At 65.5% G+C, this 21,749-nt stretch carries 22 protein-coding genes and 2 tRNA genes; 13 read left to right on the forward strand and 11 right to left on the reverse strand.

What is annotated here, in order from left to right:
* Position 1 precedes the first annotated feature (1 nt).
* A complete protein-coding gene (gene cbiQ / locus DV733_RS07800; RefSeq protein ID WP_049995230.1) occupies positions 2-814 on the forward strand; it encodes a cobalt ECF transporter T component CbiQ in 813 nt (270 codons plus the stop codon).
* A gap of 68 nt (positions 815-882) precedes the next feature.
* Positions 883-1,665: an energy-coupling factor ABC transporter ATP-binding protein gene (locus DV733_RS07805; RefSeq protein ID WP_394346231.1), complete on the forward strand. Its 783-nt coding sequence runs from the start codon at positions 883-885 to the stop codon at positions 1,663-1,665.
* A gap of 80 nt (positions 1,666-1,745) precedes the next feature.
* On the opposite strand, the gene DV733_RS07810 is transcribed toward DV733_RS07805, so the two are convergent.
* The 3 genes from DV733_RS07810 to DV733_RS07820 form a co-directional block, all read right to left on the reverse strand.
* Complete coding sequence (locus DV733_RS07810) at positions 1,746-2,657, reverse strand: serine/threonine-protein kinase RIO2 (protein ID WP_049995228.1); 912 nt, start codon at positions 2,655-2,657, stop codon at positions 1,746-1,748.
* 161 nt (positions 2,658-2,818) lie between these two features.
* A complete protein-coding gene (locus DV733_RS07815; protein ID WP_049995227.1) occupies positions 2,819-3,352 on the reverse strand; it encodes an ArsR/SmtB family transcription factor in 534 nt (177 codons plus the stop codon).
* Positions 3,349-3,585, reverse strand: a complete 237-nt coding sequence (locus DV733_RS07820; RefSeq protein ID WP_049995226.1) for an HTH domain-containing protein — start codon at positions 3,583-3,585, stop codon at positions 3,349-3,351. The genes DV733_RS07815 and DV733_RS07820 overlap by 4 nt, the downstream gene beginning before the upstream one ends.
* 100 nt (positions 3,586-3,685) lie before the next feature.
* Between DV733_RS07820 and DV733_RS07825 the strand changes: the two genes are divergently transcribed.
* From DV733_RS07825 to DV733_RS07845, 5 genes are read left to right on the forward strand one after another with little or no spacing between them, the layout of a single operon-like run.
* Positions 3,686-5,686: a hydantoinase/oxoprolinase family protein gene (locus DV733_RS07825; RefSeq protein WP_049995225.1), complete on the forward strand. Its 2,001-nt coding sequence runs from the start codon at positions 3,686-3,688 to the stop codon at positions 5,684-5,686.
* Entirely contained in the window at positions 5,683-7,233 is a 1,551-nt protein-coding gene (locus tag DV733_RS07830) for a hydantoinase B/oxoprolinase family protein (RefSeq protein WP_049995224.1), read from the forward strand. The genes DV733_RS07825 and DV733_RS07830 overlap by 4 nt, the downstream gene beginning before the upstream one ends.
* A gap of 44 nt (positions 7,234-7,277) precedes the next feature.
* Positions 7,278-8,210 (forward strand): DUF4129 domain-containing protein, encoded by a 933-nt coding sequence (locus tag DV733_RS07835; RefSeq protein ID WP_049995223.1) that lies wholly within the window; start codon positions 7,278-7,280, stop codon positions 8,208-8,210.
* Positions 8,203-10,221: a DUF58 domain-containing protein gene (locus DV733_RS07840; protein ID WP_202594311.1), complete on the forward strand. Its 2,019-nt coding sequence runs from the start codon at positions 8,203-8,205 to the stop codon at positions 10,219-10,221. The genes DV733_RS07835 and DV733_RS07840 overlap by 8 nt, the downstream gene beginning before the upstream one ends.
* The gene (locus DV733_RS07845; protein WP_049995222.1) at positions 10,218-10,700 is read left to right on the forward strand and encodes a DUF7519 family protein; all 483 of its coding nucleotides are present in this window, start codon (positions 10,218-10,220) and stop codon (positions 10,698-10,700) included. The genes DV733_RS07840 and DV733_RS07845 overlap by 4 nt, the downstream gene beginning before the upstream one ends.
* Before the next feature lie 24 nt (positions 10,701-10,724).
* Here the strand turns inward: DV733_RS07845 and DV733_RS07850 are convergent, their stop codons facing one another.
* The gene (locus DV733_RS07850; RefSeq protein ID WP_049995221.1) at positions 10,725-11,672 is read right to left on the reverse strand and encodes an AAA family ATPase; all 948 of its coding nucleotides are present in this window, start codon (positions 11,670-11,672) and stop codon (positions 10,725-10,727) included.
* 114 nt (positions 11,673-11,786) lie between these two features.
* Between DV733_RS07850 and DV733_RS07855 the strand changes: the two genes are divergently transcribed.
* Positions 11,787-11,871: transfer RNA gene (locus DV733_RS07855), tRNA-Ser, on the forward strand.
* Positions 11,872-12,069: 198 nt separating this feature from the next.
* On the opposite strand, the gene DV733_RS07860 is transcribed toward DV733_RS07855, so the two are convergent.
* Together DV733_RS07860 and DV733_RS07865 are read right to left on the reverse strand one after the other, a co-directional pair.
* A complete protein-coding gene (locus DV733_RS07860) occupies positions 12,070-13,926 on the reverse strand; it encodes a DUF2070 family protein (RefSeq protein ID WP_049995220.1) in 1,857 nt (618 codons plus the stop codon).
* Between the two features lie 75 nt (positions 13,927-14,001).
* On the reverse strand, positions 14,002-14,574 hold the full coding sequence (locus DV733_RS07865; RefSeq protein WP_049995219.1) for a GMP synthase subunit A: 573 nt from the start codon (positions 14,572-14,574) through the stop codon (positions 14,002-14,004).
* 117 nt (positions 14,575-14,691) lie between these two features.
* Between DV733_RS07865 and DV733_RS07870 the strand changes: the two genes are divergently transcribed.
* The gene (locus DV733_RS07870) at positions 14,692-15,231 is read left to right on the forward strand and encodes a hypothetical protein (RefSeq protein ID WP_049995218.1); all 540 of its coding nucleotides are present in this window, start codon (positions 14,692-14,694) and stop codon (positions 15,229-15,231) included.
* Positions 15,232-15,249: 18 nt separating this feature from the next.
* On the opposite strand, the gene DV733_RS07875 is transcribed toward DV733_RS07870, so the two are convergent.
* From DV733_RS07875 to DV733_RS07885, 3 genes are all read right to left on the reverse strand, one after another.
* Positions 15,250-15,690 (reverse strand): VOC family protein, encoded by a 441-nt coding sequence (locus tag DV733_RS07875; protein WP_049995217.1) that lies wholly within the window; start codon positions 15,688-15,690, stop codon positions 15,250-15,252.
* A gap of 75 nt (positions 15,691-15,765) precedes the next feature.
* Positions 15,766-16,302 carry a DUF7097 family protein gene (locus DV733_RS07880; protein WP_049995216.1) on the reverse strand — a complete coding sequence of 179 codons (537 nt, stop codon included), beginning with the start codon at positions 16,300-16,302 and terminating at the stop codon, positions 15,766-15,768.
* Between the two features lie 562 nt (positions 16,303-16,864).
* Entirely contained in the window at positions 16,865-17,674 is an 810-nt protein-coding gene (locus tag DV733_RS07885; RefSeq protein WP_049995215.1) for a lipoate--protein ligase family protein, read from the reverse strand.
* A gap of 89 nt (positions 17,675-17,763) precedes the next feature.
* Between DV733_RS07885 and DV733_RS07890 the strand changes: the two genes are divergently transcribed.
* Complete coding sequence (locus tag DV733_RS07890; RefSeq protein WP_049995214.1) at positions 17,764-18,180, forward strand: acyl-CoA thioesterase; 417 nt, start codon at positions 17,764-17,766, stop codon at positions 18,178-18,180.
* 8 nt (positions 18,181-18,188) lie between these two features.
* Here DV733_RS07890 and DV733_RS07895 read toward each other — a convergent pair whose 3' ends face one another.
* Entirely contained in the window at positions 18,189-19,265 is a 1,077-nt protein-coding gene (locus DV733_RS07895; protein ID WP_079979544.1) for a pyridoxal phosphate-dependent aminotransferase, read from the reverse strand.
* 967 nt (positions 19,266-20,232) lie between these two features.
* Positions 20,233-20,306 (reverse strand) — tRNA-Tyr (locus DV733_RS07905).
* A 130-nt stretch (positions 20,307-20,436) separates the two neighbouring features.
* On the opposite strand from DV733_RS07905, the gene DV733_RS07910 reads away from it, so the two are divergent.
* The 3 genes from DV733_RS07910 to DV733_RS07920 all read left to right on the forward strand — a co-directional run bounded on the left by DV733_RS07910 (position 20,437) and on the right by DV733_RS07920 (position 21,748).
* Positions 20,437-20,664, forward strand: a complete 228-nt coding sequence (locus DV733_RS07910) for a hypothetical protein (RefSeq protein WP_049995213.1) — start codon at positions 20,437-20,439, stop codon at positions 20,662-20,664.
* Positions 20,665-20,743: 79 nt separating this feature from the next.
* Positions 20,744-21,331 (forward strand): double zinc ribbon domain-containing protein, encoded by a 588-nt coding sequence (locus DV733_RS07915; RefSeq protein WP_049995212.1) that lies wholly within the window; start codon positions 20,744-20,746, stop codon positions 21,329-21,331.
* Positions 21,332-21,559: 228 nt separating this feature from the next.
* Positions 21,560-21,748 carry a ribbon-helix-helix domain-containing protein gene (locus DV733_RS07920; protein WP_049995211.1) on the forward strand — a complete coding sequence of 63 codons (189 nt, stop codon included), beginning with the start codon at positions 21,560-21,562 and terminating at the stop codon, positions 21,746-21,748.
* The last annotated feature ends 1 nt before the right edge of the window (position 21,749 follow it).

Genomic DNA, 21,749 nt, shown 5'->3' on the forward strand with positions numbered 1-21,749 from the left:
CGTGACGACGCTCTCGAATCACGTCCCCGACCCGCGGTTGCTCACGGCGTTCGCCGAGCGACGGGACGGCCCGCTGCACCGCGTCAACCCCTGGACGAAGGTCGGACTCGTCGGTGCGCTCGTGCTCGCGGTCACCGTACTGCAGAGTCTCGTGTTGCTGGCCGGACTGTACGCTGCCGTGCTGGTCGTCTACGGACTCGCGGGGCTGCCCTACCGACGGCTGGCCGGGTGGTACACGCTGCCGGCATTATTCATCGTCTCGGTCGCCGGGCCGCTGGCGTTTCTCGAACCAGGGACGCCGATCCTCGGAGCACTCTCGACACCGATCGGTGAGCTCTCGGTTACCTGGGCCGGGCTGGTGCTCTTCGGCGAACTCACGTGTCGATCACTCACGGTCGTCACGTTCACGCTGACGGCGTCGATGACGACGAAATACACGGCCGTCGCGTACATGCTCGGGCGGTTGCTGCCCAGCCCGATCGATCAGGTCGCGTTGCTCACCTACCGGTTCACCTTCGTCATGATCGAGACGCTGGAGGACCTGGTGAAAGCCGCGCTCTCACGCGGCGCGAACTTTTCGGAGTTCTGGTCGAACAAACGGCTGTACGCCCGGATTCTCGGGATGACTTTGCTGACGGCGATCGAGCAGTCCGAACGGCTCGTCAAATCGATGGAAGCCCGCGGCTACGACGGCGATATCACGGTGTACGGCGACGTCTCGCGGCCACCGATCCACGAACTGTTCGTCGTCGCCGGCTCGTACGTCGCCGTGATCGGCTACGCGGCGGTCGCGGTCTACGGGGTGGGGCTGTGAGCCGAGACGACCCGCCGCTTGTCGACCTCCAGTGTGAAGCCCACACCTATCCCGACGGGACAGTCGGTATGCACGACGTGGAGTTCTCGATCTATCCCAACGAAGTCGTCGCCCTGATCGGTGGCAACGGCGCGGGGAAGTCGACGCTGCTCGAACACCTGAACGCGACGCTCGTGCCCGACGACGGCGAACTACTCGTCGACGGTACGCCGATCACTGAGGACAACAAAGCGCACGCCCGGAAGGAGGTTGGGTTCGTCTTCCAGGACGCAGACACGCAGCTCGTCGCGCCCACGGTCCTCGACGACGTGCTGTTCGGCCTCCAGAACTACGGCGTCCCCGGTGACGAAGCGAGAGCGCGAGCGCGTGAGGCGCTCGCGACCGTCGACGCGAGCCACCTCGAAGACCGGATCCCTCACTATCTCAGCGGTGGCGAGAAGCGCCTCGTCGGTCTCGCCGGCGTCCTCGTGCTCGAACCGAGTGTCGTGGTACTGGACGAACCGCTCGCAGGGCTCGACCCCGAGCGCTCTCGGTTGGTCGCCGACCGAATCGCGCAGATCCACGAGGAGGGGATCAGTGTCGTCCTGTCGACGCACGACCTCGAATTCGCCGCCGAGGTCGCAGACCGTGTCTGCGTGATGGTCGATGGCAACGTCGCGGGCAGTGGCACGCCCCGGGAAGTGTTCTACGACGGCGCTCTCCTGGCGAAGGCGAACCTGCACCCGCCGGCCCCAGTCCGTGTCGCTCGCGAGGCGGGACTCGACGCGCGTGCACAGCCGGTGACGGAAGCAGACCTCGTCGCACTCCTCGAAAGACCCAATCCAGCCTCGATACCGGCGGACGGCAGTTGATCGACGCGCTCATTCGACAGTCTTCTCTGATCGTCGCTTCGCCCACGCCCAGAGAATTTTATATAGCAAAATATGCTTTACTAGGCCTCGAACGCACGCACGGACTCGAACGAATCCTCACGAAGAGATCGACTCAAACTATCGATATCGATGGATTTGGCTAGTTTCTGGGGGTGTTTTCGCCGGAAGTACCCGACGATGTTTTCGACGTCGCGAGCGAGCAGTTCGTCGCTGTTCTCGTGGTCAGTCGGCACAGCTTGGGGCCAGTCGAAGATTGTGATTCCCTCGCTGTCGACGAAGACGTTGTACTCGCTGATGTCGGCGTGGACGTACCCTTCGTGGTAGGCGGTCTGGATCTCTTCGAGGATCAGGTTCAGGATTCCGACTGCCTGTCCGGGGTCGAGACCCGCCTTCGAGAGTTCGACGCCGTCCATGCGCTCCATGACGATGGCGTGGCGGTTGTGATCGATCGGCTGGGGGACGCGGACGTCCGGGTAGAGAGTTTCGAGGGCGTCGTATTCGCGTTCGGCGGCCTTGCGAGCGGTGTACTGCCAGGAGACGTGCTCGCGGTCGGCGGTGTATTCGCGTTCTTTCATCACTTCCCGGAAGTTGGTGTAGCCCTCGCGGTGGTACTTCAGCGCGAGCGGGCGATAGGACTGCACTTCGTAGACGTCGCTCTCCTTGCCGACGCCCAGGGGTGCGCCCACGCCGCTGATCGTCTCGCGCTCGGCGAAGGTGTGCAACGCGAGCGCGTCGTACCCCTCGAAGGTCAGGGTGTAGCCCTCGTACTGGATGGTCTTGCGTTCGATCAGCTCGCGATCCATGCAGCGATCGAGCCGATAGGTGACATCTTCGTCTGTGAGTCCCGAGAACTCGGGTACCTTCTCGCGCTGGACCCACTCCGAGAAGCGCATCCCTTGCTCGATCCCCGAGAGCAGATGGAAATCCTCGGGTTCGAGCTCCGCTATCACTGGAGCGACGTTCTGGACCATACAGCGCTGTTCTCGCTTGACGGCCAAAAGCCCCGCGTGTGGAGTGATGAATGATATAGTGCGATATAGAATTGGTGAGCGGGCACCTGGAACTCGCAAGTCACAATCTTCACGGAAGCGCACCGCTCGAGCGTGGTTTCTCGGAATACGGCCGCAAAGAATCAGGAGATCGGCGGCAATCGTTCGTCGAGCGTCCCGCTCGTTTCGAGGTCGGCGAGCGCTCGCTCGACCAGCTCTCGGAAGACGTACGCGCCCTGATCGCCGTTCTCGTAGCAGTCCTGTGGTTCGAGACTCCCGGCCGCAGCGGTGAAGTCCTCGCGGTGGGTCGCACCGAGGCGCGAGCACAGCGAGAGCAGTTCCGCCCGGACCAGCCCCTGCATGGCGTGCAGGCGCCTCTCGGCGTCGCTCGCGTCGAAGGCGTAGGCTCGGACAGTCGCCCGGTAGAACTTCCGGGTCCCGCCGTTGACGTCCTCTCGGCGGGCGACCTCGAGCATGCCGGCGTCTTCGAGGACGCCGACGTGGTGACGGACGGAGGTTTCGGCTAACTCGAATCCGCGCTCGTCCAGCAGCTCGTTCAACTGCGTGATCGAGCGGTCGCCCTCGGCCAGTTCGTCGAGGATCACCGCGCGGATCTCGCTGCCCAGCAGCTGGGCTGTCTCGGGGTCGATCGTGTAGACCGCAGTCCGATCGCTCATCGTTCGATTCGGACCGGGATCCACCACACGCGGCTGCGGCCCCCGACTTTCTTGCTCGTCACGTCAGTCTTCTCGGCTAGCTCTGTGAGCTTGTTCAATGCCGTCCGGCGCGAGCAGCCGACCTCCTCGGCGATCTCGCTGGCGGTCAGCGGCTCGGCGTAGTCGTCGCGGTTCTCGAAGACTTTGGTCACGTCGGCCATCGTGTACTCGACGTCGCGTCCTGGCGCTCCCATAGTGAACTGTTCACACAGCCGGACGTATTATTTCTTACGTAGGAACGAGGATCCGACCCGGACCGAGGGGATTTAGCCGGTGGCCCCGGACAGTTCGGCAATGACAACGGTGTGGCTCGGGGTCGACGTCGGCGGCACCTTCACTGACGTCGCGCTGGTCGTCGACGGCCAGTTGACGACCGCGAAAGTACCGACGACCGACGACCAGAGCGAGGGGGTCCTCGACGGCATCGAGGTTGCCTGCGACCGCGCCGGGATCGTCCCTGGCGACGTGGATCGCTTCCGCCACGGAACGACCGTCGCGGTCAACGCGCTGCTGGAAGGCGACGGCGCCGAGACGGCGCTCGTCACGACCGATGGGTTCGCAGACGTACTCGAGATCGCCAGACAGGACCGGCCCGCACTCTACGATCTCTCGGTGACGAAACCCGACCCACTCGTCCCGCGCGAGCGACGATACACTGTCGATGAGCGTGCGACCCCTGACGGGGTCGAGACGCCCGTCGGTCCCGAGGCCGTTCGCGAACTCGCAGGCGGTATCGACGCCGAGAGCGTCGCAGTCAGTCTGCTGCATGCCTATGCCCATCCCGAAAACGAACAGCGAGTGGCGGAGATCCTGCGCGAGGAACTCGAGTGCCCGGTGTCGGCCTCCCACGAGGTGCTGGCGACGGTGCGCGAGTACGAGCGGACTGCCACCACGGTCGCGGAGGCGTTCGTCACACCCGTCGTCGACGCCTACCTCGATCGACTGGTGCGTCGGGCGAGCGCGGCCGGTTTGCCCGAACCGCGCGTGATGCAGGGCAACGGCGGCATCGCCGACGTCGACGTCGTTCGCGAGCACGCTGCGACGACGGTGATGTCCGGGCCTGCCGCGGGGGTCGTCGGGGCGTCGATGCTCGGGGGCGACGGCGCGGGACTGGTGACCTTCGACATGGGCGGCACGTCGAGTGACGTGAGCCTCGTCCGCAACGGCGAGGCCGTCCAGACCACCGAGGCCGACGTCGGTGGCTATCCGGTCCGAGTCCCGATGGTCGACGTCCACACCGTCGGTGCCGGCGGCGGCTCGATCGCCTGGGTCGACGAGGGCGGAGCATTGCGGGTCGGACCACGCTCTGCGGGTGCCGATCCCGGCCCGGCCTGCTACGGCCACGGCGGCACCGAACCGACTGTGACGGACGCGAACCTCTTGCTTGGCTATCTCGGGCCCGACACCGTCCTCGGAGAGGATCTCGAACTTGCGGTCGAACCCGCTCGCGCGGCGCTGGACGAACTGGCCGACGAAGCGGGACTGGCCGACGCTCGCGTGGCCGCCGAGGGCGTCTACCGGGTCGCCAACGCCGCGATGACCCGGGCGATCAGGACGGTGACGGTCGAACGCGGTCACGACCCGCGCGCGTTCGCGCTCGTGGCGTTCGGTGGCGCCGGCCCGATGCACGCCGCCGCGCTGGCCGAGCGGCTGGGGATCGAACGCGTACTCGTCCCGCGGGCCAGCGGCGTCCGTTCGGCCGTCGGCCTGCTCGCGGCCGACGAGGTCCACGACGCCGTCCGAACTCACCGGACGCCACTCTCCGAGGCCGATGTCGAGCGGATCGAGTCGATCTACGCCGACCTCGCCGAGCAGGTGCTCGTCGAGAGCGCCGACTCCGAGGCAGCGACGGTCGACCGCTCGGCGGCCTGTCGCTACGCCGGCCAGCGGTTCGAACTCGACGTCGAGGTCCCCGATCCGTTCGATCCTGCCGTCGTGACCGACCGCTTCCAGGCCGTGCACGAGCGCGAGCACGGCTACCATCTCGACGACGAACAGGTCGAACTCGTCACGCTGCGGGCCACGGCGACGACGCCTGGTGACCCGCCGCCGGTCGGCCACGACGGGGATGGCGATTCGCAACTGGAGACACGCGAGGCAGTCTTCGACGGTGAACTGCGAGAGACGGCGATCCACGATCCTGCGCGTCTCAGCGTCGACCAGCAAATCGACGGACCAGCCGTTTTCGAGGGCGGCGAGAGCACGGTCCTCGTCCCCCCGGACTGGACGGCCACCGTCGACGACCGCGGGACGTTGCGCCTGGAGGCCGCCGACGCCGAGGGAGGTGAGCAATGACCGATCTCGACGCGGTCGAACTGGAGATTCTCAGGAACCAACTGGAGAGCGTCGCCGAGGAGATGGGCGAAGTGCTGATTCGCGGCGCGTACTCGCCGAACATCACCGAGCGCCGTGACTGCTCGACGGCGCTGTTCGACGCAGAGGGGCGGATGGTCGCCCAGGCCGAACATATCCCGGTCCACCTCGGCGCGATGCCCGACGCCGTCGAAGTCGTGCTCGAACGCGACCCGAAGCCGGGCGACGTCTTCGCGCTCAACGACCCCTTCCAGGGTGGGACCCACCTGCCGGACATCACCCTCGTCTCGCCAATCACTCCAGCTGAGGAGGAGATTGTGGGCTACGCCGTCTCTCGCGCCCACCACGCCGACGTCGGTGGCATGACGCCCGGGAGTATGCCTGCCGGTGCGCGCGAGATCACCCAGGAGGGGCTCCGTCTGCCCCCGGTCCGACTCGTTTCGGAGGGGTCGGTCGTCGACGATGCCATGTCGATATTGCTGGCGAACGTCCGCGCGCCGGCCGAGCGCCGAGCGGATCTGCAGGCACAGTTGGCTGCCAACGAGCGCGGGGCCGAGCGCGTCGGTGAGTTGCTCGAAACCCACGGTGACCGGCTGCTGGCGGCGTTCGACGCCGTGATCGACTACTCTCGCGAGCGCGTCGAGCGCGAACTCCGGGAGCTCCCGGACGGCACCTACCGCGCCAGCGACGTGCTGGAGGGCGACGGCGTGATCGATTCGGACGTCCCGATCGAGGTCACGGTCGAGATCGACGGCGCCGAACTGGACGTGGACTTCGTGGGGACGGCCCCGCAGGTCGAGGGCAACGTCAACGCACCGATAGCGGTCGCGAAGAGCGCGGTCTACTACGTCCTTCGGTGTGTGACCGATCCCGACGTGCCGCCGAATCACGGCTGCTACGAGCCGGTGACGGTTCGCGCACCCGAGGGGTCGCTACTGAACCCGGATCCGCCCGCCGCAGTGGTCGGGGGCAACGTCGAGACGAGCCAGCGAGTCACCGACGTCGTCTTCGCGGCGCTGGCCGAAGCTGTTCCCGAGCGCGTCCCCGCGGGCGGGCAGGGGACGATGAACAACCTCGTAATCGGCACAGATGCGTTCGCCTACTACGAGACCATCGGCGGCGGCGCGGGTGCGCGCCCTGACGGCGACGGGCTCTCGGGGGTCCAGGTCGGGATGACCAACACCCTGAACACACCGGTCGAGACCCTGGAGGGGGCCTATCCGCTGCGAGTGCAGACCTACGCCATCCGCGAGGGCAGCGGCGGCGCGGGCCGCCATCGCGGCGGGAACGGACTCGTCCGGGAACTCAGGACCGAGGCCGACGCGACGGTCTCGCTGTTGACCGAGCGGCGTCGCCACGCACCGAAGGGACTGGCCAGTGGCGAGGACGGACAGCCGGGCCGTAATCTGATCGACGGCGAGGTCGTCGGCGCGAAGACCACCCGGGAAGTTCCTGCCGGGACGGTCGTCAGGATCGAGACGCCCGGCGGTGGCGGGCACGGACCGCCTCAAGACAACCTTCAGGATTGATCCGATGGAAAACCCTCAAATCGGGGGCCGCCGAAGCCCCGAAAGTGAATCGCAATCGCATCGTCGTCCTGGTGGTCGCGGCGGTCTGTGTCGCCGGCCTCGCGCTGGCGGCTGCGACGGTCTCGACGCCCTCTGCGGAGGATCGGTCCGGCGACGGGACTGGGTTCGGTCCGGAGACTCCTGACGATTCCGAGGACGGCCAGCTGACGGGTTCGAAGGGTGGTGGCGACCTACCCGAAATCTTCCTGTACGCGGGGGCAGTGATCTTTACTATCACGGCCTTGACGGCTCTGTATTTCCTCGCGAAGGCGCTCAACGTACGGACCGTCGTCGTGGTCGTCGTCGCGTTCGCTCTCATCCTCCTCGTCGGGATGCTCGTGCTCTCGGCGGTGCTGGATCTGTCGGCGTTCGTCGGGGATGGCAGACCCGAAGTGACACCCACACCGACGCCCGTAGACGGCGGCGGTGGTGACGGCAACGGGCGGGTCCCGACCGAGTCACCGACCCAGAACACCGACGTTCCGATCGTCTTGCTCGGGGCCTTCGGCGTCGTCGCCTTGGCGCTCGTCGCGGCGATCTATCGGTTCTCCGGGACTGATACCGACGTCGCCGTCTCGACACCTGCCGAAGAAGCCGAGTCCGAGACTGGCGATGTCCAGGCCGTCGGCGAGGCTGCGGGCCGCGCAGCCGACAAGCTCGAGGGAGACTCCGAGACGGTCGAGAACGCGATCTATCGGGCCTGGCGTGAGATGACCGCTGCACTGGAGGTCGAGAATCCGCGAACGACCACGCCCGAGGAGTTCGCCGATGTCGCCATCGACGCCGGGATGGTTCCCGACGACGTCCGGGAACTCACCTGGCTGTTCGAGGAGGTACGCTACGGTGACGCGGGAGTGACCGACGAGCGCGAACAGCGAGCTAGCGAGGCGCTGCGCCGTATCCAGGAGACCTACGCCGGAGGTGACGACGATGTCTGATGGTGAGATGACCGACCGACAGAGCGACGACGGACCGGCCGACGCCGCCGGCAAGGCACGCGTCCCGCTGCCGGACGAACAGCGGGACCGGACGCTTTCCAGTGCCGCGCTCGTCACGCTCGCGATCGCGGTCGTGCTGGTCGGGATCGCAGCCGTCTTCATCGCCGTCCCTGGACTCTCTCCGACGCTCGATCTCACGTTCGTTATCGAACTGTTGATGGCGCTGTTCGCGCTCGGCGCGGCGCTCACGTTCACGGTTCGATACCTTCGTGGCGAGCACGACCAGCTCGATCCGCCGCTGGTCGAGTATCGGTCGACGATCTCCGTCCCGGGAGAGTCCCTCGACGCCGATCTCGTCGGTGCCAGAGCCGACAGCTCCGCCGGGCTCTACAGACAGCTCAAGGACGTCCGCGAGCGCCTCGAAGACCTCCTCGAACGGGCGCTCGCCCAGACCGGGGCCGCGGCCGAGGAAGCCCAGGAGACGATCCAGTCGGGCGGGTGGACCGACGACCGGATCGCCGCCAGCTTCTTCACCTCGGGTCAGCCGTTCTCGGCCGTCGAACGGGCGCGCTTGCGTGCCTCTCGGGTCCGGGTGCGCGAGGTCCAGGCTCGCCACGCGATCGCCGCTATTGCCGATCGTCTCTCGGTCACCGACCGCGAGTGGACCGACCCCGACGACCGCGGTGACATCTCGGCTATCGAGGAGGGCTGGGTCGGTCGCTTCGAGGACGTCGAGTTTCGAGACCGAGAGACCAATCGGTGGCGACTCGTCGGTGCGCTGACGCTGACTGCGGTCGGTCTGGGTGTCCTCTTGCGGGCGCCGTCGCTCGTACTTGCGGCCGTTCCCGGAACTGGCCTGATCGCGTATCGATACCTCGGCTCGACGCCCGCACCGGCGCTCGTCGTCGAGCGGGCCGTCGACGAGGACGACCCCAACCCCGGCGAGGAGGTCCGAGTGACGGTGACCGTGACCAACGCTGGCGACGGGATGGCCTTCGATCTGCGACTGCTCGACGGCGTGCCGCCCAGCCTGGGCGTCGTCGATGGGTCGCCACGCCACGGGACGACCCTCCAGCCCGGCGCTTCGACCCGCTTTGCGTACGTCGTCGAGGCCGACCGCGGCGAGCACCGCTTCGAGTCGCCGCTGGTCGTGGCCCGCGATCCCAGCGGCGGGATCGAGCGGACCGCGACTGTCGACGCCGAGGGCGAACAGTTCATCCGGTGTGAGCCTCGCCCGACCCAGGAGCTGTCTGTTCCGGTTCGGACCCAGACGTCCCGAGACGTCGGTCGCGTCGTCACTGACAGCGGTGGCAGTGGCCTGGAGTTTCACTCCGTGCGGGAGTATCGCAGCGGTGATCCGATGAAGCGGATCGACTGGAACCGGGCGGCCCGCGGCGGCGGGATGGCGACCCTGCAGTTCCGCGAGGAACACGCCGCGACGGTCGTGTTGCTGATCGACGCCCGCGACGAGGCGTTCGTCGCCCCCGATCGAAGCTCGTCGAGCGCGCTCGAGCGCAGCCTCGGGGCCGTCGCGGAGGTCTTCCTCAGTCGCCTCGACAGCGACGACCGCGTCGGGCTGGCGGCGCTGGCGGCCGACGACTGCTGGCTCGCGCCCGGTGCTGGCCACGGCCACTGGCCGCTGGCTCGCCGGCTGTTGACGACCGACAGCGCCTTCACCGAGACCGGCGGTGACAAGCGCTTCTATCCGATCGTGGCCATGCGTCGCCTGCGGAAGAAGCTCCCGAAGAACGCCCAGCTCGTGTTGTTCTCGCCGCTGTGTGACGACACGGCCGTCTGGATGGCGCGCCGACTCCACGCCTACGGGTATCCGATGACGGTCGTCAGCCCCGATCCGACCACGACCGTCTCGCCGGGGCGGACGACTGCGCACATGGAACGCCAACTCCGACTGTCACGGCTCCGACGAGCCGATGTCCGCGTGATCGACTGGGAGTTCGACGAACCGCTTGAGGCTGCCACGACTCGCGCCACTCGGCGGTGGTCGCGATGAGCGTCGAGCGCAGCCCGTCCCGGCAGGGACTGGCGCTGACCGGTGCGACGGCACTTCTGGCGGCGGTCGCCGCGAGTCTCGGTGGCGGAATCGTCGCGTTACTCGGGGTACCGCTGGCACTGTTCGGAGTTCGTCGCACGTCGCGGCTCGTCCTCGCCGGCGGGGTGTTCGCGCTGTTCGCCGGCGTCGTTCTCGCCGGCGTGGCCGAGGCCGATCCAGGACTCGTCCTGCTCGCGATGGTCGGGACGGTGCTGTGCTGGGACGTCGGCGAGAACGCCATCTCGCTGGCCGAGCAGTTGCGATCGAGCGCTGGCGGGCGTGTCGAGGCCGTCCACGCCGCGGCGAGCACGCTGCTGGCCGGTGGCGTCGCCGTCGGCGGCTACAGTATCTTTCTGCTATCGAGCGGCGGCCAGCCGGGCGTCGCGCTGTCGCTGCTCGTGCTGGGGACGGTGCTGGTGTTGCTCGTGCTCGGTGATTGAACGGCGGCAAGCTGGAAAGAAAAATTAGACCGTCGGCACTTCGACGCTGCCGAGGACGTCGCTGACGACCGACGATTTCTGGATGTCTTCGACGCGGGCGTCGGGCGTGAGCACGAGCCGGTGGGCCATCCCGGGCTGGGCGACGCGTTTGACGTCGTCGGGCGTGACGAACTCCCGACCGACGATAGTCGCGCGGGCGCGGGCCATCTCGAACAGGCGCTGGGTCCCGCGCGGCGACACCCCCACTTCGACGTGACGGTGTTGGCGGGTCTGCCGGCAGAGTCGCGCGATGTATTCGAGGACGTCCTCCTCGACGGTGATCGACTCCGGAGTCGTCCGGAGGGCCCGAACGGCCTCGGAGTCGAGTACTTTCTCGACGGAGGGGCTCTGTTCGGTTCGGCCGGCACGGCGTCGCAGGAGTTCGAACTCGCCTTCTTCGTCGGGGTAGCCCATCGCGGTCTTGATGGCGAAGCGGTCGACCTGCGCTTCGGGTAACTCGAAGGTGCCCTCCATCTCGACGGGGTTCTGGGTCGCGATGACGAAGAACGGATCGGGCAGTTCGTGGGTGTCGCCGTCGACGGTGACTTGCTCTTCTTCCATCGCTTCGAGCAGGGCCGACTGGGTCTTGGGCGGGGCGCGGTTGATCTCGTCTGCGAGGACGACGTTGGCGAAGATCGGGCCTTTCGAGAACTCGAAGGTTCGATCCTTCTCGTTGAAGATGTGGGTGCCGGTCACGTCCGCCGGGAGGAGGTCGGGCGTGAACTGGATTCGGGAAAACGACAGGCCAAGGGACTTTGCGAACATCCGTGCAGTCAGGGTCTTGCCCGTGCCGGGCACGTCTTCGAGCAGGACGTGGCCCCGGCCGACGACCCCGAGGAGGACGGTTTCGAGGAACTCTCGGTCGGTGATGACTGCGCCTTCGATCTCACTGAGCAGGGATTCACAGGCGGAACTCGCTTCGTCGACGTCCATACTCCGGGCTGTTTCAGTGCCGTGACTTAGGTGTGTCGGGATCGAATGAGAGGTATTGCCAGCCCCGTCCCGGATCGAAACGGATAAAGTCGGCTCGCAGGTAGATGGGGATGAGCCAGAGTAGCCTAGCCCGGCCAAGGCGGTTGCTTCGAGAGCAACTGTCCGTCAGGACTCAGGAGTTCAAATCTCCTCTCTGGCGCTTCTGTCGACGCCACACGAAGAGCGAAGCGAGTCGTCGGCGTCGACGAACGACAGCGGAGATTTGAGCAGGCGAGTCGCAGCCCGGACCGACGCGAAGCGTCGTACGCCCGGAACGCCTCGACGAGTTCAAATCTCCTCTCTGGCGTTTTCCACGACCACACGAAGAGTGGAACCGCCGTCGATCGTTCGGCGTCCCTCAGGTCAGGAAGAACAACAGGACGCTGACCGCAAGGACGGCCACGATGAACGCGCCGGCCAGAGCACCGCCGAGCGAGACGACGGCGTTGGCGGTCGAGGCGAGCGTCTCGGTGCGGTCGTTGCCGAAGACGGTCACTTCGGCTCGCTCGGTGGCCATGCCTGCCTCGACGGGTTCGAGGTCGGCGCGTGCGTCGTCGACGAGCTCGTCGATCATCGCCAGGAGGTCGTCTTCGGGAATCTCGTCGCCGACCTGATTTTCCGCTTCCATGGTGTTGACCACGTGCGTATCGGAAGTCAGGACTTCGACGAGGTCGGCCCCGCCGACGTCCTCGACGATCCGCTCTCGGAGGCCGGGCTCCATGTTGTTGCCGTCGACGAGGACGTAGGCGGTGGTGTGATCGTCGACGTCGAGGAGGGCGACCCGGATCCCCAGGGGACCGATTCCTTCCTCGGGTTTCCAGGAGGTGGGATCGTGGGCCGTTCCGAGCGCGAGGTCGGATCGGGGAGCGTCGGCGAGTCGCTCGCTGAGTTCGCGTGCTCCCTCGATGAGGTCGAACGAGCGCTGGCTGCCGGGCGTGACGTGGCCCAGGTCCGGTCCGGTGAGGCCGTTGTTGCAGTTGTGCGCGTCCGCGAGCAGGACGTCCTCGATGTGGCCGTTGCGAGCCTCTGCGATCGCCGAGAGGCCGACGCCGTACTCGACGTCGTCGGCGTAGCCCGGCGAGAAGGTGGCGACCGCCAGCGCGTTGCAGTCGAAGGCATGGCCGGTCAGCGTCGCCTCGCCGGATTCGACGCGGTGGCCGCGGGTCGCGCTCGCGGTGTAGTCGATCCGCTCGTGGGCGCGGTCGGCGGCGTCGACGATCCGGCCGACCTCGCGTTCGGTGACGAGGTTGAAGTCGTGGCCGGCGGTGGCGTGCGGCGGGAACGCCAGCCCTTCCGAGTGGCTGGCGATGCGCTCGGGGAGGTTGCCGCCGCCGATGTCACCCATCGGCCCGGGGTGGATCATCGGGAGGACGAACCGAGCCTTTTCGTCGCCAGCGTTGGCGTCACGGAACGAGAGGACCGTGACGGGGACGACGGCGTCCTCGCCAATCTCCTCGAAGAAGTCCTCCAGTTCGCGCGTGCCTTCGGCGACGTGGCCGATGAAGCCCTGGATGAAATCGAGAACGCTGACGCCGAGACTGCGCTGCCAGGGGCGGTCGATGACGACTAAAAATAGCCAGACGGCTCCGGCGTAGAGGGCGCACATGCCGCCGAGTAGGAGGAAGTCTTCCGGTGCGAAGCTCATCGGGAGGTTCGCGTGGTCAGCCCGCGAGAAGAGCCGGTCGACGAGCGCGCCGCCGAACTGGTAGTAGCGGAGGGTTCCGGTGTAGACGAACAGCAGCGCCGCGCCGGCAACGGTCTGGATGCTCGCGGGGATGGCCGCGACGGCCAATCTGTGTCGGGAGACCGCCATCACGATCAGGAGTCGAAAGGCGAAGATCGACGCCAGCGCGACCAGCAGTGCGTCGAAGACGAACGGCTGTTCGAGCGGCGTGACGAGGACGGCTGTCGCTGCGGCCGTCAGGATTCCGATGACGACGAGTTCGCAGGTCAGCGCCAGCAGCGACGAGCGATTGTAAGTGAGTTGCCCGCCGAGTCGCTGGTCGAAGATCGGGGTCAGGAGACTCGCAGCGACGGTGGGAACCCCGACGAAGAACACGCCCTGCCAGGCGTCGTCCAGCACGAACGCCGAGTCGAAGGCGGCGACGCCGCTGACGGCCGCGATCAGGAGTGCGAACGCGAGCGTCGTGTACCACCGCGGAGCCCTGAAGACGAACCGCGACAGCGCCGCCAGGTCGCCCTGCGTAGCTGTCATCGCTCTATCAACGCCCGCGAGACGGGATAAAACTACAGTATCTCCTCTTGATCGATATACAGATCCGTACTGGGTCTACTGCTCGGCCATAGCCGCCTTCTCTTCACAGATCGCGATGAAGTTCTCGAAGACTTCCTCGCCGCGCTCGGTGTGGGCGACCTCGGGGTGCCACTGGACACCGTAGAGGCCGTCCTCGACGTTCGACATCGCTTCGACGCCACAGACGTCGCTTTTGGCCGTGCGTTCGAAGCCCTCGGGGACCTCCTTGACCTCGTCGGCGTGGCTGGCCCACACCCGCGTCTCGGGTGCGAGCGATCCCACGAGCGGATCCTCGTCGTCGAGGATCTCGACGGTGACGTCGGCGTAGCCGCCGTACTCGCCGCCACCGACCCGGCCGCCGCGTTCGTCGGCGATGATCTGCATGCCGAGACAGATGCCGAAGACGGGGATATCGAGATCGAGGTACTCCGGGCAGTTGCCGATGCGGTCGATGTCCGGTCCGCCGGAGAGGACCAGCCCGTCGGCGTCGATCTCTTCGGGTGGCGTGTCGTTGTCGATCAGCTCGACGTCCACGCCCATGTCGCGGAGCGCGCGTTGCTCCAGATGGGTGAACTGGCCGTGGTTGTCGATGACGTCGATGTGAGTCATTGGAGGGGGATAGACGGCTTGGAGATAAATATTCGTGGAAATAGGCCGGCGAGATGCTGGATCGCTGGTGAGCGTGACTGGAAAAGACAAAGTGTGCGTGTCGTGCAGAACTACGTAATGAACGAAGGAACGCGGGTCTTCGACGGCGACGACGCCGACCCCGACGAGGCAGTGGTCGTCTGGCGACCCGAGGGGACGACGATCGCCGACTGGGAGTACGAGGCCGACGGCGAGACCTACACGACAGCCGAATCGAACCCCGACTACGACCCCGACGAGCAACTGGTGCTGCTCAGTTTCGTGGACGATCTGGACGAGCACTGGGGTGCGTGGACGGCCCACGATCCCGACGAGCTATACGAGGGCGTTCAGGAGCACGACGTTCCCCACTACGGCTTCCCGGAGGGGCGACTCGTCGAGGCCGACACCGACGAGGGGGACGTGGACGGGGACGACGCGGTCGAGGTCCCCGCCGAGTTCGAGACCATCCGTGAACGCCTCGAAGAGAACGGCTTTACCGTCGAGGTCGACGAGGAGGCGGCCGAACTCTACGTCGAGAAGTACGGCACGGAGTACGTCGTCGCCGCCGACGGCACTGTCACCGGTGACGAGGGACTCAGGAATCGCGTGACGAGTATCGTCAATCGCTATCTCTAGGTCGCTCGGCCGCGCCGGTCACAGCTCGGTCGGATCGAACGGCTCGTTTCGACCCTGCCACGCTTGTTGGTCTCGTTCCATGCGAGTGTCCAGATAGACTTCCAGCCCGTTACCGGCAGGGTCGTCGAAGTAGAGTGCCTTGCTGATCCCGTGATCGACCGGGCTGACCTGGATACCGCGATCTTGCAACCGCTCGAAAATAGTTCGTAACGCCTCTGGAGTGTCGACCTCGAAGGCGGCGTGGTACATGCCGACGCCGGGGCCGGGAGCGGGTGCGTCCGCGCCGAGGCCCTGGAGGGCGACGTCGTGGTGGTGCTGGCCCCACGAGCAGAAGGCGTAGCGGCCGTGGCGTTCGGTGACGTCGAGACCCAGGACCTCGGTGTAGAACTCGAGTGCGCGGTCGACGTCCCGTACTTTGAGGTGGACGTGACCGACGTGGGTGGGGTGGTCGTCTGGCATACTCTGTGAGAGGGTGGCTGGCGCGAAAAGTCTCCGGTAGCCTGGGTGTCACCCCCTCGCTGTCGGTGTGGAGCGTCACTCGTCGCCGTAGCGTTCAGCGGCGGACTCGAAGGCCAGTTCGTCGAGTTCCTCGCCTTTGCGGGTCTCGGCTTCGGCGAGCGCTTCGGGGTCGGGGCTGGCGTCGTCGTCGACGCGCGCCCAGGAGTTGTGGACTTTGGCGTGACACCACCGGCAGAGCGAGACGGTGATCTCGTGGCTCGGGCGACCCTCGCCCCGGCCGCTGGCCTCGGCGTAGGAGAGGTGGTGTTCCTCCAGGAGTGGGCGGGTGTCCTCGTGGGCCTGGCGGCGTTCGTCGAGGCCGCAGCGAATGCACGATCTGCCCTCGGTCGTCGAGCGGAAGTGTGGGCAGTCGGCCCAGCCCCACTCGCCGTCGGGGTCAGCCGCCGGACAGCGGAAGTCGTCGGCGCTGCGGGCGTCGGCGAACTCGGGGTCGTGGTGGCCCCACTCGCGTGCCCAGCGGCACTTGCCCTCGTCGGTGACGTGGTCGCAGCGCTCGACGTGGGCGTACGGGTCGTCGACGCCGACCGAGGACCCGCCGGGCGCTTTCTCCATACCTGCGTCGTTGGTTCGGGAGTCTTTGAATCTGCCGCTGGGATTGCTCGATCGAATGGTGACTAGTGGATGGCGCGCGCTGGCGAGACTTGTGCGGTCGCTTGCGATCGCGATGCGAACGGCGCAGCCGTGAGCGTGTCGAGCCGATTTCGTGTGAGGGACGAGCGAACGTAGTGAGTGAGTCAGCTGGGGAGGGCGTGGTCGTCTGTAGCTGGGGCTTTCTGGGTGTTCGTAGATGGGTTGTCCCAGAAAGCCCCCGGTCGCTGGAGTCGAGAGGCTGGCGAGACTTCGTTTCACTCGTCTCGCTGCTATCCGCTCGCTCCGCTCGCGGATACCTCGCTTCGCTCCTCGTCGTTGCACTCCTGTGGTGCTTGCGTCGGCTGTCTTCCTCCAGCGACCGGCCCCTTTCAGTCCCGCCCGACGGCACGACAACGAGCCACACCCTCCCCAACCGACTCACGCTCTCACTCCGTTCGAGCGTTCGTCCCTCGCACAGCGTCGGCTCACCACGTGGGTTCGCCAGCGCGCGCCACGTTGGAAAATTCACAGACAGAGACACAGCCTAGGTCGGATCACGTCGCCCCTCGACCCACGTCTCGTTGGCGAACTTCTCGCGGGCGCGTGCCTGCGCCCGCTCCAGCTCGTCGTCGCTCCACCCACCCGCTTCCGCGCCGGACCACTCCCGCAGCGCGTCCTCGATCGCGCTCACGGCCTCGTCCCGGGAGCAGTCCGCGTAGTCGGTGATCGCCCCCACACGGTCACGGAAGTCCGCGGCCGACACTGGGCAGTCCGCGAAGATCCCCAGGTGCGCGTCCGTCGCACGCTCGAAGGTGATCGAGCCGTGCTGGACGACCGCCTCGCGCTGGCGATACTGGGCGTTGCCGCTCAGCTTGCGGCCGTCCGGGCCGACGACGTCGTGGGCGGGATGGAGGTCCCGGAGATAGCAAGCTGGCTCGAAGACCGCTGCTCGTTCTTCGTCGACGAATCGAGCGTCGACTCTCAACTGTGCGAAGGCCGAAAAGAGTGGCTCACACAGCAGTTGATAGCTCTCCATGAGGTCGCCCGGAAGCTCCGCGGCGGGGGCGACGATCGAGTAGGAGATGTCTCCCCAGTCGTCGTGATAGATTGTGCCGCCGCCGGTCTGCCGGCGGGTCACGTCGATCCCGGCCCGCTCACAGAAGTCGAGATCGAGGATGTCCCGCGGCTGGCTGTAGCCGAGCGAGACCGTGCCGGGCGTCCAGCGATAGACGTGAACTGTGGCTGGCCCGCCAGCGGCGGCGGTCTCGGCGGCGATTTCGTCCAGCGCCATCTGTACGGCCCCGGGACGGCTCTCCTCGCCGATAAATCGCCACTCCAGCTCCGACAGTGCCATGCCCCGATAGCGGGCCTCCGCGCTCAAAGCGGTTGTGTCCCTGCTGTCTGTCGACATTCCTAAACGCGCGACGACCGCAGACACAGACAATGAGTTTCACGTTCGAAACGACGGTCGACGTCCGCTACACGGACTTCGATACGTACGGGCACGTCAACAACGCCGTCTACGCGACGTTTCTCGAAGAGGCTCGCGTCGACTACCTCACGCACGTCGTCGGCGAGCACGCTGATATCACGGGCTCTGGCGAAGGACTGGGGATCGTCCTCGCAACGCTCGAACTGGACTTCCAGGATTCACTCGGCCCGAGCGACAGCGTCACCGTCGCAGTTCGGGTCCCCCAACTCGGGACCTCTAGTTTCCTCCTCGAGTACGAAGTCCGTGAGGACGGTGCGGTATTGGCGACCGGTGAGACGACGGTCGTCGTCTTCGATCGCGCGAGTCGCGAGTCACGGCCGATTCCCGACTCCTGGCGCGAGAACATCAGTGAGTTCGAGCAATTGTAGCGCGCCGGTCACGACTCCGTGAGCGCCGCGATGAGCTGGTCGTTCTCGTCGGGGAGCCTGACCGACACCCGGATGTGTGCGTCTAGCCCGCGGAAGTCCCGTGCGTCTCTGAGGACGATCCCTTCCTCGCGGGCGTGATCGATCACTTCGTCCACCCGCTCGCCCGACCCGGCGTCGAGCAACAGGAAGGGTGCAACCGAGGGGTAGATGTCGAAGTGCTCGTCGAGGTGGTCTTCGAGCCGCTGGCGTTCGCTCTCGACTCGCTGTCGCGTCTCCTCGATGAACTCCGGCTGATTGAGGCAGTAGGTCGCCAGCGAGACGGCCGGCTCGCCCACGCCCCAGGGCAGGCGCGTGACGTCGAGTCGATCGCGGTAGGTTCCAGTCGCGACGGCGAACCCGATCCGGAGGCCCGGGAACCCGAAGATGTTGGTCAGCGACCGCGTGACGATGACGCCATCTCTCCCTGCGAGCGACGGAATATCGGTGAAACCCAGGAACGCCTCGTCGACGAGAAGCGGCGTCCCGGCTCGCTGACACCGATCAGCGAACGCCGAGAGTCCACGCGGATCGTAGGCCTGCCCGGTCGGATTGTTCGGCGTGTCCACGACCACCAGGTCGTGAATCGATGGGTCGACGTCCAGCATCTCCGAGTGAGAGACGAACGTCGGCTCGCCACCCTGGAGAGCGACCTCTCGCTCGTAGCCCTGGAAACCCGGCTTCGGGAGCGCGACCGAGTCTCCCGTTCCGATCGTCGTCGCGATCGCCAGCCGAAGCGCGGCCATCCGACCCCCAGTTGGAATCACCTGCTCGGGCTCACAGCCGACGTACTCGGCGGCCGCGATCCGGAAATCACAGTACGAATCGGAGGGGTACGAACGCGACGCGGCGAAGGCACTCTGGTAGGCCTGGACAGCCCCCGTGGGAATCGCCGGGTTCGTCGTCGAACTGAAATCGAGCAGGAGCCGATCGTCGGGTCCCTCGCGAGCGATTCGCAGACTCGATGTTCCGCGATTACTCTCCGACACATCTGACGCCTGGTCCTGACAGGGGTGGCTAACCAGCGCGTCCACTGCGTCGGGGTCCATACCGATTAGTAGACTGGGTGGCGTTTAAATAATACTTTTCCTGCCACACTTTCTGGGCGAACGACGCCGAGCCACCCCCTGTACTCGTGCGTCACACCTCTGTCTGACACGTATCAGAAAACACGCAATAATCTGCGCAACAACTACCAGTTTGCGTATGTGTGTTGCGGATTCTTCTATCAGATTGAGTATTTAAATCGCTATAGTGGGGACGAATCGGAGCGGGAATCACCGTCGTCGTAAAACGGCATTCTCAGCGCGACCTGAGGTGGCAGACGGTCAATTGGACCATCATTACACCGACCGTAGTACGCGATAGAATTCGTGGCGAGCTACTCGTCGACCCATTTCGCCGCCCGGATATCGTAGCTCCCACACTCCGGGCAGGAGTGGTATTGCACTGGCAGGGCCGCCTGGCAGGACATGCACCGATAGGGATAGGACTCGGTGTCACTGCCCCTGGCGAACCACTTTGACCGATCGAGGACACCCATCTGTTACCACACCAGGTGACACGGCCTATCGAGACAAAAAAGGGGCAGACCGTTCACGGCGGTTCAGTCTGCGGGTTCGGCGCATGCTGATCGCGGACTGCATAGTTCGGGCGCGCTCGCGCGGAACTGAACACACGCAGGTCGCAGAAGATCGCCCACAGCGTCGCCGCTCGCTTTTCCGGGACTCTCAGTTCGCGACAAAGCAGTCCGCGCTCCCCGATTTGAACAGATGACAGACGTTCCGGGCGTGCGGCGCTTCGCGCCGTTCCAGGGCTGCGACTCGTCTGCTCAAATCGTGTCGGGCGTGAATACACACGCGGCGCTCGAAAGTGAGCGCCGCGAGAAGTATCCGCCCTCCCCGATTTGAACTGAGGAAGACATTCCTGCTCGCTACGCTGTGCGGGCTGTGACTTCCCGGCTCAAATCGGGGAGCGATCTACTTGACAGTCGGCGCGTTGCGCCGACAGAACAAGTCCGCCCTCCCCGATTTGAACGGGGGACAAGTCGATCTACAGTCGACTGCTCTACCAGTCTGAGCTAAGGGCGGTTGCACTCGAACGTAGCCCGCCTGGCAGACTTAAGGATTGTTATTCGCTCCGCTCCCCTCTTTCGTTTCCCGGTTCTCCACTATCTATTGTGGATAATAATTATATTAGCCCAGGAAGTATATTCGCACGATGCAGCAGGCACTCAGGGAGTGTCGGTACTGTGGCAACAAGCTCGCAACTGGTGGCCGGTCGGTCTCGTGTGGCGCCTGTGAAACGGGATTTCACGTCGCGTGTGCCGACCGAGCCGACGAACTCCACGTCGAAGTGAACTCTCGCCTGTTGCGGTCTGATACCTACGAGATCGAGTGCCCCAACTGCAGCTTTCAGTGGGAGATCGGGTTCGACCCGTCTGACTAGCGTCGTCACACTGGCTAACGATCGTCAGACACTCGGGAAGATTGAAATACCAGGGCTGACAAGGTGTAGGACGAATCGGATGAGCAAGATCACGTTCCGCGCAGACGACGATCTCATTGCTCAATTAGAGGAGTTCGACGCCTCTAAGAGCGAAATCATGCGTGAGGCTCTGCGCGAATATCTCGGTGAGTCCGCGTCCGCCACTCCGTCGAGGTCGGACACGATGACGAGGAGTGACGACGCCGAGAGTCTCGACGAGCTGGTCACTGAGCGTGTCGACGCGATCATCGCCGATCGTCTCGACGGGATGGTCCAGCCCCGTCAACCCCAGGATATCAACGTAAACATCGCTCTCGACGGCGAATCCGAGACTGACGCCGAGGTCGAACGCGAGGCGTCTCACACTGCGTCGACAGACGCGTCACACGACCCCTCGGAGCGTAAGACGACCGCGGCCAGGGACGAAACCGACGAGCAAGAGGCGCGTAACACGTGTACTCAATGTGGCGAAACCCTGTCTGAATCCCACGTTTACTGCCCGAATTGCGGCGAAAAAGCGTCACACAGGGTCTTCTGTGAATGTGGCGACGAACTCCGGTCTGACTGGGGTTTCTGCCCCAGCTGTGGCCGACGGACGCCCGCTGCTGACGTTCTCGATCAGACCTAATATGCTGAAAACGGGCGTTTTGGGGCGTATACTTCCGTAAACGGCTATTTGTCATACGCTAACCCTAACCTTTATTATCCCATGGTCTGTGGTACTTGTTGCGTAAGACGGCCGTCTTACACGGCGGAGTAGATGACGACGGTAACGTCGCTGTCGTGTGATTCCGCTGTGTAAACAGTTGGCGAACGAGCGTTCGTCGCCGTCTTACCCAAAGGGGAACGAACAAACATGGAGCGTGTGACACTACGGATTCCGAAGCAGCAGATCGAAGAGGTCGAACGAATGGTCGAGACGGGGGAGTACCCCAATCGCAGCGAGGCGATTCGCTCGGCCGTTCGTGAGATGATCAACGAAGAGGGCACCGGCAAGGAGCGCCCCTCCGAGAAACGAAAACGCCGGACCTGGGCGAAGGTGTAGA

The sequence above is a fragment of the Halapricum salinum genome, from assembly GCF_004799665.1.
Classification (GTDB): domain Archaea; phylum Halobacteriota; class Halobacteria; order Halobacteriales; family Haloarculaceae; genus Halapricum; species Halapricum salinum.